Origin of the sequence: Pseudomonas sp. LH1G9, assembly GCF_002949975.1 — a bacterium.
GTDB classification, from domain to species: domain Bacteria; phylum Pseudomonadota; class Gammaproteobacteria; order Pseudomonadales; family Pseudomonadaceae; genus Aquipseudomonas; species Aquipseudomonas veronii.
Genome location: NZ_CP026880.1, coordinates 1,516,577 through 1,528,545, shown reverse-complemented (window position 1 = coordinate 1,528,545; position 11,969 = coordinate 1,516,577). Strand labels below are relative to the sequence as shown.

Annotated in this window: 9 protein-coding genes; 5 read left to right on the top strand and 4 right to left on the bottom strand. The window is 63.1% G+C overall.

The features are described 5' to 3' along the window. Positions 1-3: 3 nt before the first annotated feature. Complete coding sequence (locus C5F70_RS07360) at positions 4-876, bottom strand: LysR family transcriptional regulator (protein WP_104903016.1); 873 nt, start codon at positions 874-876, stop codon at positions 4-6. Between the two features lie 150 nt (positions 877-1,026). Between C5F70_RS07360 and C5F70_RS07355 the strand changes: the two genes are divergently transcribed. Next, the gene (locus C5F70_RS07355) at positions 1,027-2,535 is read left to right on the top strand and encodes an MFS transporter (RefSeq protein ID WP_104903015.1); all 1,509 of its coding nucleotides are present in this window, start codon (positions 1,027-1,029) and stop codon (positions 2,533-2,535) included. Positions 2,536-2,589: 54 nt separating this feature from the next. Here the strand turns inward: C5F70_RS07355 and sohB are convergent, their stop codons facing one another. Further along, positions 2,590-3,615, bottom strand: a complete 1,026-nt coding sequence (sohB, locus tag C5F70_RS07350) for a protease SohB (protein WP_046383102.1) — start codon at positions 3,613-3,615, stop codon at positions 2,590-2,592. 195 nt (positions 3,616-3,810) lie between these two features. On the opposite strand from sohB, the gene C5F70_RS07345 reads away from it, so the two are divergent. Both C5F70_RS07345 and C5F70_RS07340 read left to right on the top strand, forming a co-directional pair. Then, positions 3,811-4,521, top strand: coding sequence for a histidine phosphatase family protein (locus C5F70_RS07345; RefSeq protein WP_017846668.1), 711 nt, complete (start codon positions 3,811-3,813; stop codon positions 4,519-4,521). A gap of 56 nt (positions 4,522-4,577) precedes the next feature. Next, complete coding sequence (locus C5F70_RS07340) at positions 4,578-4,892, top strand: SCP2 sterol-binding domain-containing protein (RefSeq protein ID WP_046487128.1); 315 nt, start codon at positions 4,578-4,580, stop codon at positions 4,890-4,892. Between the two features lie 179 nt (positions 4,893-5,071). On the opposite strand, the gene C5F70_RS07335 is transcribed toward C5F70_RS07340, so the two are convergent. Then, positions 5,072-7,702, bottom strand: a complete 2,631-nt coding sequence (locus C5F70_RS07335; RefSeq protein ID WP_104903014.1) for a glucosidase — start codon at positions 7,700-7,702, stop codon at positions 5,072-5,074. Positions 7,703-7,897: 195 nt separating this feature from the next. On the opposite strand from C5F70_RS07335, the gene C5F70_RS07330 reads away from it, so the two are divergent. Next, positions 7,898-9,274 carry a VOC family protein gene (locus tag C5F70_RS07330; protein ID WP_104903013.1) on the top strand — a complete coding sequence of 459 codons (1,377 nt, stop codon included), beginning with the start codon at positions 7,898-7,900 and terminating at the stop codon, positions 9,272-9,274. 173 nt (positions 9,275-9,447) lie between these two features. Here C5F70_RS07330 and C5F70_RS07325 read toward each other — a convergent pair whose 3' ends face one another. Further along, entirely contained in the window at positions 9,448-9,672 is a 225-nt protein-coding gene (locus tag C5F70_RS07325) for a DUF465 domain-containing protein (RefSeq protein ID WP_104903012.1), read from the bottom strand. A 174-nt stretch (positions 9,673-9,846) separates the two neighbouring features. On the opposite strand from C5F70_RS07325, the gene tkt reads away from it, so the two are divergent. Continuing rightward, a complete protein-coding gene (tkt, locus tag C5F70_RS07320) occupies positions 9,847-11,901 on the top strand; it encodes a transketolase (protein ID WP_104903011.1) in 2,055 nt (684 codons plus the stop codon). The last annotated feature ends 68 nt before the right edge of the window (positions 11,902-11,969 follow it).

Sequence of the window (11,969 nt, the reverse complement as noted above, 5' to 3'; positions counted from 1 at the left end):
GCTTCAGGCTGGCGCTTGCTTGACCTGCTGGATATACCGCACCACCGCCGGCGCTTGCTCGAAGCGCCGGTGAATCAACGACAGCCACGACGCCGCCTCACTGCCCTGGATACTGCGATAGACCACGCCCGGCAGACTCACATGCCCGACCACCGACGCCGGCACCACGGCCACGCCCTGCCCCAACGACACCAATGCCACCACCGCGACCAACCCGCCCGGCTGCGGCCCCAGGCGCGGCGCATAACCGCCTTGGGCGGCGACGTGCAACGTGCCGCTGATCTGCTCCGGCAGGATAAACGTCTCGTTTTGCAGATGCTCGCAACCGATGCCCTTCAAGCCCAGTAACCAGGAATCCTGGGGCAGCGCCAACACGAAACCTTCGCGGTGCAGGCGTACCGCCTCCACGCCGTCGGGCAACGTCATCGGCGAACGGATGTAGCCTATGTCGTAGCGCCCATCCGCCACCGCGCCGGGCAAGGTCGCCATCGCACATTCGCGCACGTTCACGCTGACGTCGGGAAACGCCTGGCTGAACCCGTGCATTTGTCGCTGCAACAACCCGGAATACACCGCCGAAGCCACGTAGCCCAATTCGATGTGGCCGGTCTCGCCACGCCCGGCACGCTGGGCACTGCGCTGGGCAAATTCGAATTGACGCACGGTGGCTTCAGCCTCGACCAGCAGCGCGGCGCCGGCTTCGGTCAGGCTGACTTCGCGCTGCTGACGGATAAACAAGCGCGTGCCCAGGCTGGTTTCCATGTCCTGGATCTGCCGGCTCAAGGTCGGCGGGGCGATGCCCAACTGCTCGGCGGCGCGAGTGAAGTTGCGCTGTCGGGCCACGGCCAGGAAGTAGCGAAAATGGCGGATGTCCATACGAGGATTAGCTCAAAGGTAATGAAGTGCTTCGCCGTGGCTAACAAAGGCAGCAGCGTGCGGGGATAAGCTCAAGGTACTTCAACAGTAGAGAGCCCTTGCGATGTCCGTCAACTGTCTTTTCCATATTGCCTGTAGGGTAATTACAGCATGAGCCGGGTCAGTCCACGCCTGACACTGCTGACCGCTTCCGGCGTCTGCTCGCTGATCGTGCTCGACACCAATATCGTCGCCGTCACCCTGCCGAGTATCGCCCGCGACCTGGGGGCCAACTTCGCGGATATCGAGTGGGTGGTCAGCGCCTATATGCTCGCCTTCGCCGCGCTGTTGTTGCCCGCCGGCAGCGTCGCCGACCGCTTCGGCCGCAAGAGGAGCCTGACCTGGGGCCTGGGTATTTTCATCCTCGCCTCCCTCGGCTGCGGCGCCGCGCCCAGCGCGCTGTGGCTGGATATCGCGCGCGCCGTCAAAGGCGTCGGCGCTGCGCTGCTGCTCACCTCGGCGCTCGCCTCCATTGGCCACACCTTCCACGACGAAGTGGAGCGGGCCAAGGCCTGGGCGTTCTGGGGCGCGTGCATGGGTGTGGCAATGACCGCCGCACCGACCCTCGGCGGCTTGATCACCGAGTACCTGGGCTGGCGCTGGATTTTCTACCTCAACCTGCCGGTGGGCCTGGGGTTGATGGCGCTGGTGCTGCACGCCATCCCCGAGTCCCGCGATACCCTGGCTGCGCGGCTCGACCCGTGGGGCAGCCTGGCGTTCAGCGCCAGCCTGCTGTGTTTGATCTGGGGGTTGATCGAGGCCAACCGCATCGGCTGGGACAACCCGCTGACCTACGCGCGCCTGCTCGGTGGCGGGTTGCTCCTGGGCGTGTTCGTACTGGTCGAGCGGCTGCAGCAGCGGCCGATGGTCGACCTGCAACTGTTCCGTCACCCGCGCTTTATCGGCGCCCTGCTGGGCATGTTCGCCTACGCCGGCTGCGCCCAGGTGATGATGACGTTGCTGCCGTTTTACCTGCAGAACGGCCTGGGCTTTTCCGCGATTGCCTCGGGCCTGGGCATGCTGCCGTTCGCGCTGACAATGCTGATTGGCCCACGGATCGGCGCACGCCTGGCGCAACGCTTGGCGCCGGCGACCATGATGGCCAGCGGTTTGACCCTCGTCGGCTGCGGCAACCTGTTGAGCGCCTGGGCGCTGAATGTCGGCGGCTACCTGCCCTTCGCCCTGGCGATTGCAGTCACCGGGGCCGGTGCCGGTTTGCTCAACGGCGATACGCAGAAAAACATCATGGCCTGCGTGCCACGGGAGCGTGCGGGGATGGCCTCGGGCATGAGCACCACCATGCGCTTCAGCGCGATCATGTTGGCCATCGGCGTATATGGGGCACTGCTGAGCAGCCACAGCGAACAGTTGTTGCGCGCAAGTATCGACCCGCAATGGCAGGCGCAGGTGGCGGGAATCGCTTCGCGGGTGGTGGCGGGTGATATGCCGGCGGCGCTGAACCTGGTGCCTGAGTCGGCACGGGTGATGGTACAACCGCTGGCGCGGCAGGCGTTTGTGGACGGGTTCAGCGGGGTGTTGTGGGTGGCAGGGTTATTGGGATTGCTCGGAGCGCTGGTGGTGGGGAGGCTGATGCGCAAGCCGATACCCACACCGAACTAAATGTGGGAGGGGGCAAGCCCCCTCCCACAGGTATTACCTATACCCCAAAGAGGCTTACCAGAACCGCTGCTGGGTCAACCGGCTCCACCAGGTCAGCAGCACGCGGTCCACCGAACCGCTGGCCGCCAGGCCCACGCGCTCTTGCAGGCTCTTGCGCTCAGAGTAATGCAGGTGGAATACCTCGGCGGTCTTGGCCTTGGTGGCCAGGTATTCGTCGCTGGTTTGCAGCTCGTCGACCAGTTGCTTGTCGAGGGCTGCAACACCCAGCCACACTTCCCCGGTCGCCACTTCGTCGATCGCCAGCTGCGGGCGATAGCGCGACACGAAGTTCTTGAACAACTGGTGAGTGATGTCCAGGTCTTCCTGGAACTTCTCCCGGCCCTTCTCGGTGTTTTCGCCAAACACGGTGAGGGTGCGTTTGTATTCGCCAGCGGTCAGCACTTCAAAGTCGATATCGTGCTTTTTCAACAGGCGGTTGACGTTGGGCAACTGCGCCACCACCCCGATGGAACCGAGGATCGCGAACGGTGCGCTGATGATCTTCTCGCCAATGCACGCCATCATGTAGCCGCCGCTGGCCGCGACCTTGTCGATGCACACGGTCAACGGCACGCCCGCCTGGCGAATCCGCGCCAGTTGCGACGACGCCAACCCGTAGCTGTGAACCATGCCGCCGCCGCTTTCCAGGCGCAGCACCACTTCGTCCTTGGGCGTGGCCAGGCTCAGCAAGCCAGTGATTTCATGACGCAGGCTCTCGGTGGCCGAGGCCTTGATGTCGCCGTCGAAGTCGAGCACGAACACCCGTGGCTTGGCCTCGGGTTTCTTTTTGCTGTTCTTCTTTTCGGCTTTGCTTTCAGACTTGCGCAGGGCCTTGAGCTGATCCTTGTCGAGCACGGTCGATTCAAGGCGCTCGCGCAGGCCTTTGTAGAAATCATTCAGCTTGCTGACCTGCAACTGGCCAGCCGATTTGCGACGACCTTTGCTGCGCAGTGCCGCGAAGCTGATCAGTACCACCAGAATCGCGACCACCAGGGTGACGGTCTTCGCCAGAAAGCTCGCGTATTCAGCCAAAAAATCCATGTGTCTCCTTAACAATGCACGGCGCCAGGCGCGGATCGCCCAAGCATACCGACGGGACCGCCGGGGAGCCAGTGCTCAAACCGCCAGCAGGCAGGCGCTCTAACACGCTTTTAAAACAAGCGTATGTTTTTTCATTGACAGCTCGCAGGCATCCTCATAACCTCGCCAGACTTTCAACGTACCGGGAAAACGGACGTGGGCAGCATCTATCTGATTCGACATGGCCAGGCCTCCTTCGGTGCAGACGACTATGACGTCCTGTCGCCCGTCGGCGTGGAACAAGCGCAAATCCTCGGTCGCCACCTGGCAGACATGGGCGTGACGTTCGACCGCTGCGTCGCCGGCGACCTGCGCCGCCAGCAGCACACCGCCACGGCCGCGTTCGATCAATACAGCGCCCTCGGCCTGGCGGTTCCAGCCCTGGAAGTCGACAGCGCCTTCAACGAATTCGACGCCGACGCGATCATCCGCGCCCTGCTCCCCGACCTGCTCACCCGCGAACCCGACGCCCTGGACATCCTGCGCAACGCCGCGCAGAACCGCAGCGAATTCCAGCGCATCTTCGCCCTGATCATCGAGCGCTGGGTGGCCGGCACTTACGATACGCCGGGGCTGGAAAGCTGGCTGGGGTTTGTCGAGCGCGTCCAGGGTGGCCTGCAGCGTCTGCTGGAAGCGGCCGACAACACGCACAAGATCGCCGTGTTTACCTCCGGCGGCACTATTACCGCCCTGCTCCACCTGATTACCCGGATGCCGGCCGCCCAGGCCTTCGAACTGAACTGGCAAATTGTTAACACCTCGCTCAACCAGCTGAAATTCCGCGGTCGCGAGGTGGCACTGGCTTCCTTCAACAGTCATACCCACTTGCAACTGTTGAAGGCGCCGCAGCTCATCACTTTCCGATGAAGTGCGGCCAACCGTGACCCCAAGGTCGCTGGACTCTACCCTAAAGGATCGAAACCATGACTGACGTAGCTAAAGCCGTAGAAGCAATGAAAGCCAAATTCAACCCAGCCGCTGCTGCCGGCCTGGACCTGGTATTCGGTTTCTGTATCGATGACAGCAAACACTTCTCGCTGATCGTCAAAGACGGCACCTGTGAACTGCAGGAAGGCGAAAACCCAGACGCCCAGGTGACCCTGGTCATGAACGGCGAAACACTGGAAGGCATCGTCAGCGGCGACACCGACGGCATGCAGGCCTTCATGAGCGGCAACCTGCGCACCGAAGGCGACATGATGCTGGCGATGAAGCTGAGCGATCTGTTCCCTTCCTGAGAACGCTGGCTGTAACGCACGCATTGAAACGACAAATCCCGCCAATGGCGGGATTTGTCGTTTCTCGGCCGGCGATCAGCGGCGTCGACTTTCTTGAACTGCTCCAAATCTGGTGGGGGATGGCAGCGTTCGCCATGATCTACATCCCTGTAAAAGTCGGGGCGGCGAATTTGCCCGATTCAAGGCGTGGAGGGTACATGCAACAGCAACGCCACCAACGCACTCCACCCCGTCTGGTGTGACGCCCCCAACCCGCGCCCGGTCTCCCCATGGAAATACTCATGGAACAACACCAGATCACGGCTGGCCGGGTCCGCCTCCAACTGCGCATACCCGGCCATCGACGGACGCAGGCCATTGTCATCCCTGAGGACCAATCGGCTCAGGCGCTGGCTGAGGCTGTCGGCGACTTCCTCCAGGGACGACAGATAACCACTGCCCGTCGGGTACTCCACCGAGAAGTTATCCGCGTAGTACCGATGAAACTCGCGCAACGATTCGATCAGCATGTAATTCACCGGCATCCACAACGGCCCGCGCCAGTTGGAATTGCCGCCGTACAAACGCGAATCGGATTCACCGGGTTGGTAGCGCGCGCACAACGTGTCGCCGTTCATCTTCAGCGCCAGGGGCTGCTCGGCAAAGGCCTTGGACATTGAGCGCACGCCAAACGCCGAAAGAAACTCATCGTCATCCAGCATGCGCCGCAGCAAGTCCTTGGTGCGCTCGCCGCGCAATAACGCCAGCAACAGGCGATTGCCCTGCCCCGGTTCGTTCCAGCGCGAGACCAGCTTGGCCAGGTCCGGCCGGTGGTGCATGAAGCCCAACAACCGCTCACGCAAGCCTTCGAGGCCCTCATGCTCGCGCTGTTCCAGCACCAGCACGGCGAACAGCGGCATCAGGCCGACGATGGAACGCAGGCGCACCGGTTCGTTCTGACCGTCGGGACGGTGCAGTACGTCATAGAAGAACAGGTCCTGTTCGTCCCACAGGCCCTCGGCGCTGTCGTCGACACGGTTGATCGCGCCAGCGATATACAGGAAGTGCTCGAAAAACTTCACCGCGATATCGACGTACACGACATTGCGCTTGGCCAGTTCCAGCGCGATACGCATCAGGTCCAGCGCATACGCCGCCACCCACGCCGTGCCGTCGGCCTGATCCAGTTGGTAGCCCGGCGGCAGTGCGGCCGAGCGGTCGAACAAGGCGATATTGTCCAGGCCGAGGAACCCACCCTGAAACAGGTTGCGCCCTTCGGCATCCTTGCGGTTGACCCACCAGGAGAAATTCAACAGCAACTTGTGGAAGATCCGCTCCAGGAAATCCATGTCGCCGACGCCGGTCAACGCCTTGTCCTGCTGATACACCCGCCAACAGGCCCAGGCATGCACCGGCGGGTTGGCGTCGTCGAAGCGCCATTCATAGGCCGGTAACTGGCCGTTGGGGTGCATGAAGCGGTCCTTCACCAGCAGCAACAGTTGTTGCTTGGCATACCCCGGATCGATCAGCGCCATGGCCACCGCCTGAAAGCCCTGGTCCCAGGAGGCGTACCACGGGTATTCCCAGGTGTCGGGCATGGAGAGGATGTCGAAGTTGGACAGGTGCCGCCAATGGCTATTGCGCCGTTGCAGGCGTTCGGGCGGCGGCGCGGGTTGGGTCGGGTCGCCGTCGAGCCATTGGTTCACGTCGAAGTAATAGAGCTGCTTGGACCACAGCAAACCGGCCAGGGCCTGGCGCTGCACATTGCGCGCATCGGCATCGGCGATACCCTGTTGCAACGCGGCGTAGAAGTCATCGGCTTCCTGGCGGCGCTGTTCAAACAGCTTGCGCGCATTGACCTCGGGCGCGTCCTTGGGCGAAAAACGCAGATACACGACTTTGCGCTCCAGGCCCGCCAACTCCAGGATGAAACGCGCGGCCGCCTTGGTACCGCTGTCGCGGCGAATCGCGGTTTCCTGCCCCGCCACCACGTAATCGTTGATCCCATCCTTGAACGGCCCCGGCGCCGGTTGCCCGTCCAGCTTGGGGGCGTTGCTTTCGTTTTCGCAGAACAGCCATTCGACGCCGTCCTGGCCCCAGGCGCTGAGGTGGCGGTCCGGCAATTCATGATGCCGCGCCAGCACGCGCTCGCCGTCCAGCCGCAACTGCGGTTTCGGCGCGCCGACGGCCCAGCTCCAATCATTGCGCGCCCACACCTGCGGCAGCACTTGCAGGCGTGTCGGCTGATCGGAGCGGTTGTGGACGCTGACGCGCATGAAGATATCGTCGGGCTGGTGCTTGGCGTATTCGACGCTGACGTCGCAATACCGGTTGTCTTCGAACACGCCGGTATCGAGGATTTCGTACTCGGCGTCCGCCAGCCCGCGCTGGGCGTTTTCGGCGATCAGGTCGGCGTAGGGAAACGCCGCGTGGGGATATTTGTAGAGCATACGCATGTAGGCATGACTCGGCACACCGTCGACGAAAAAGTACAGTTCCTTGACGTCCTCACCGTGGTTGCCCTCGGCGTTGTTCAGGCCGAACAGGCGCTCCTTGATGATCGCGTCACGCTCGTTCCACAGCGCCAGGCCCAGGCACCAGCGTTGCGCCTTGTCACTGAACCCGGCCAGGCCATCCTCGCCCCAGCGGTAAGCGCGGCTGCGCGCCTGTTCGTGCGGGAAGTAACGCCAGGCATCGCCGTCGGCGCTGTAGTCCTCGCGCACCGTGCCCCATTGGCGTTCGCTCAGGTAAGGGCCCCACTCGCGCCAGCACTCGGCGGAATCGGCGGCCAGGCGCTGGCCTTCAGTGGTTTGCACAATAGTGGCGCTCATCCAATCCTCCCTCAGCCATCGCGTAAGGCCAGTGTAGAACCCATTCCCGGCGGGATGCACATGAAGACGGTTTTACCCCACTCATTCGTTTGCAGAATGAAGTCCAGAGGAATCTTCGTTTGCGCGGGCCTGCGGCGCCCAACAGAATCAGGGGTAACGGCATTCATTACTCTTACCGCAGCCAGGAATTTTTCTATGCCCAGCACCGCGTTTATCAGCCCCGACGACATCCGCAAAGGCTTTTCCAAGGCCATGTCCGACATGTACCGCGATGAAGTGCCCCTGTACGGCGCGCTGATGGAGCTGGTGGCCGACATCAACCGCCGCGTGCTCGACGCCGACCCGAGCCTGGCGCAACAACTGCAACGGACCGGCGAAATCCAGCGCCTGGACATGGAACGCCACGGCGCCATTCGCCTGGGTACCGCCGCCGAACTGGCGACCATCCGCCGCCTGTTCGCGGTGATGGGCATGCAACCGGTGGGCTACTACGACCTGACCCCGGCCGGCGTGCCGGTGCATTCCACCGCATTTCGCGCCGTGCATGAATGCGCGCTGCAAACCAGCCCGTTTCGCGTGTTCACCTCGTTGCTGCGCCTGGAACTGATCGAGAACCCCGAACTGCGCGCCTTCGCCGAAGCCGCCCTGGCCAAGCGTTCGATCTTCACCCCCGGCGCCCTCGCCCTGATCGAACAAGCGGAACGCGATGGCGGCCTCAACGCTGACGACGCCGAGGCATTCATCCGCCAGGCCCTGGAAACCTTCCGCTGGCACCACACCGCCACCGTCACCGCCGCGCAGTACCGGCAACTGAGCGACCAGCATCGCCTGATCGCCGACGTGGTGGCCTTCAAGGGCCCGCACATCAACCACCTGACCCCGCGCACCCTGGATATCGACCAGGTCCAGGCCGCCATGCCCGGCAAAGGCATCACCCCCAAAGCCGTGATCGAAGGCCCGCCGCGCCGCCACTGCCCGATCCTGCTGCGCCAGACCAGCTTCAAGGCCCTCGACGAAACCATCGCCTTCACCGACGCCCAAGGCAGCCACAGCGCACGTTTCGGCGAAATCGAACAACGCGGCGTCGCCCTCACACCCAAAGGCCGCGCGCTGTACGACCAACTGCTGAATGCCGCCCGCGACGCACTCGGCGCCTTCCCCAACGAAGCCAACGCCGCGCATTACATGCACTTGATGGAACAGCACTTCCAGGCCTTCCCGGACGACCACACACAAATGCGCGAACAAGGCCTGGCCTACTTCCGCTACTTCGCCACCGACAAAGGCCTGGCGGCACGCGGCCAAGCCGACCAACCGCGCACGCTGGACGCGCTGATCGCCGCCGGTCACGTCGATGTAGAACCGCTGGTGTATGAGGATTTTCTGCCGGTGAGTGCCGCGGGGATTTTCCAGTCGAACCTGGGGGATGCCGCGCAAAGTCACTACACGGCCAATTCGAACCAGGCCGAATTCGAACAGGCGCTGGGGCGCAAGACCCTTGATGAGTTGGCGCTGTATGCCGAGACGCAACAGCGCTCGATGGATGAATGCACTCACACGCTACTGGCCTGAAACAAACTGCCCGCCCGGCTCAGCAGCGCAATCCTCGCGCCCTATAACCCCCAGAGCCGGGTGGACGGCGGGCATCATAAGTATCGGAGGGAAGGATGTCGTTCAGCCAAATCTGAAAAAATGTGCAAGGGAGCGACTGACGCGCTCCCTCCGTGGTGAATGGATCGCGCGCTTTACTGCAGCAAATCCTTGATCTCATCTTTAACCAACAAGCGCTTTTCCTTTAACTTCTTCAGCTCCTCATCGCTGCCGGCTGCCTTTTCAGCGCTCACCACCAATTCGTCGACGGCGTTGTATTTATCAAACAGCGCGTTCAGACGCGGATTTTTCGCCCGGTGTCCATCGACTTCGTCCTTGCTCAAACCCAAGTCCTGATACAGGTCGTGTTTCACTGGCATGGCCTACCTCCGCAAGTTGATCAATGATTACGCCCTTGAAGCTAGCCCATTCCAGGGGGTCTTGTCATGTTTGCGGGCAAACCAGTTCCGTTCGTCGCTACACCGGCGATGGAATCAAACCTTTGCCGCGCCCTGCCCTCCACTGTAGATCGCCACCCGAGGGAGACCGGTTTCATGAATCACGCCGCCACCGCTGTCGACACCCAATGCATCAACACCCTGCGCACCCTGGCCATGGATGCCGTGCAGAAGGCCAATTCCGGCCACCCCGGCACGCCCATGGGCCTGGCGCCGGTGGGGTATACGTTGTGGAGTCGCTTCCTGCGTTATCACCCGGAGCATCCCGACTGGCCCAACCGCGACCGTTTTGTGTTGTCGGTGGGGCATGCATCGATGCTGCTGTATTCGTTGCTGCACCTGGCCGGCGTGGTCGAGATCGATGCCCAGGGCCAGCGCTCGGGGCTGCCGGCGATCAGCCTGGACGATATCCAGCAGTTCCGGCAGATGGGTTCCAAGACCCCAGGCCACCCCGAGTACCGCATGACCACCGGCGTAGAAACCACCACTGGCCCCCTCGGCCAGGGGTGCGCCAACAGCGTCGGCATGGCCATGGCCGGGCGCTGGTTGGGCGAGCGCTTCAACCGCGACGGCCAGGTGCTGTTCGACTACAACGTCTACACCCTGTGCGGCGACGGCGACATGATGGAAGGCATCAGCAGCGAAGCCGCCTCCCTGGCCGGGCATTTGCGGTTGGACAACCTGTGTTGGATCTATGACAACAACACCATCAGCATCGAAGGCCACACCGAACTGGCCTTCAGCGAGGACGTGATCCAGCGCTTCCAGGCCTATGGCTGGCACACCTTGCACGTGACCGATGCCAACGACCTGCACGCTCTGAGCACGGCGCTGCAGACCTTCCAGCGCAATACCGGTGCGCCGACCCTGATCGTGGTCGACAGCGTGATCGGCTACGGCTCGCCGCACAAACACAACACCGCCGCCGCCCATGGCGAGCCGCTGGGCGAGGCGGAGATCCGCCTGACCAAGGCCGCGTATGGCTGGCCGGAAGACGCCAGCTTCCTGGTGCCCGAGGAGGCGCGCACGGTGTTGCGTGATGCATTGCACGCGCGCGCCGAGCCGTTGTACCGACAGTGGCAGCAAACCCTGGCGTCCCTCGACCCGCAACTGGCCGACGAACTGCAACGCATGCGCGCCGGCAACATGCCCGAGCAATGGCAGGCTGAACTGCCCAGCTTCGACCCCGACGCCAAGGGCGTGGCCAGCCGTGCCGCCGGCGGCGCGGTGCTGAATGCCTTCGCCCGGCAGATTCCCTGGCTGCTGGGCGGTTCGGCGGATTTGTCGCCGTCGACCAAAACCAACCTGACCTTCGACGGCGCCGGACGTTTCAGTGCCGATGACTACAGCGGGCGCAACCTGCACTTCGGCATCCGTGAACATGCCATGGGGGCGATCGCCAATGGCATGGCGCTGTCCTACCTGCGCCCGTACACCTCGACGTTCCTGGTGTTCAGCGACTACATGAAGCCGCCGGTCCGCCTCGCGGCAATCATGGAATTGCCGGTGGTGTTCGTGTTTACCCATGACTCGATCGGCGTCGGCGAAGACGGCCCGACGCACCAGCCGATCGAACACCTGAGCCAACTGCGCGCCACGCCGGGGTTGCTGACCCTGCGTCCCGGCGACGCGAATGAAACCCTGGAACTGTGGAAGGTTGCCCTGGCCCAGACTCACCGGCCGAGCTGCATGGTGTTGTCGCGCCAACCGCTGCCGACTCTGGACCGCACGCAGTACGCAGCCGCGTCCGGTGCCGCCCAGGGCGCCTATGTGCTGGCCGGCGCCGCACACCCCGAGGTCATCCTGCTGGCAACCGGCAGCGAAGTCAGCCTGGCGGTGGCAGCGTATGAACAGCTCAAAGGCGAAGGCATTGCCGCGCAGGTGGTCTCGATGCCCAGCTGGGAGCTGTTCGAAGAGCAGCCCACCGCCTACCGCGACAGCGTACTGCCGCCAGCGGTGACCGCGCGGGTGGTGGTGGAACAGGCCGGCCCCTTGGGCTGGGACCGCTATGTCGGGCAGACCGGCGCCAAAGTGGTGATGAACAGCTTTGGCGCATCGGCGCCCCTGGCCAAGTTGCAGGAGAAGTTCGGGTTTACCGTGGAGAATGTGGTGAAGCTGGCCAAGCAACAGATCCAACGGCAGGAACATTGATCACAACGGTGACTGACACTCCGCTATCGGGGGCAAGCCCCCTCCCACATGGGAGAGTGGGGCTCACC

What these genes read in the sequence shown, in the direction of transcription:
- C5F70_RS07360 (WP_104903016.1), bottom strand. Translation starts at nt 876, where the DNA reads ATGGACATCCGCCATTTTCGCTACTTCCTGGCCGTGGCCCGACAGCGC.
- C5F70_RS07355 (WP_104903015.1), top strand. Translation starts at nt 1,027, where the DNA reads ATGAGCCGGGTCAGTCCACGCCTGACACTGCTGACCGCTTCCGGCGTC.
- sohB (WP_046383102.1), bottom strand. Translation starts at nt 3,615, where the DNA reads ATGGATTTTTTGGCTGAATACGCGAGCTTTCTGGCGAAGACCGTCACC.
- C5F70_RS07340 (WP_046487128.1), top strand. Translation starts at nt 4,578, where the DNA reads ATGACTGACGTAGCTAAAGCCGTAGAAGCAATGAAAGCCAAATTCAAC.
- C5F70_RS07335 (WP_104903014.1), bottom strand. Translation starts at nt 7,702, where the DNA reads ATGAGCGCCACTATTGTGCAAACCACTGAAGGCCAGCGCCTGGCCGCC.
- C5F70_RS07330 (WP_104903013.1), top strand. Translation starts at nt 7,898, where the DNA reads ATGCCCAGCACCGCGTTTATCAGCCCCGACGACATCCGCAAAGGCTTT.
- C5F70_RS07325 (WP_104903012.1), bottom strand. Translation starts at nt 9,672, where the DNA reads ATGCCAGTGAAACACGACCTGTATCAGGACTTGGGTTTGAGCAAGGAC.
- tkt (WP_104903011.1), top strand. Translation starts at nt 9,847, where the DNA reads ATGAATCACGCCGCCACCGCTGTCGACACCCAATGCATCAACACCCTG.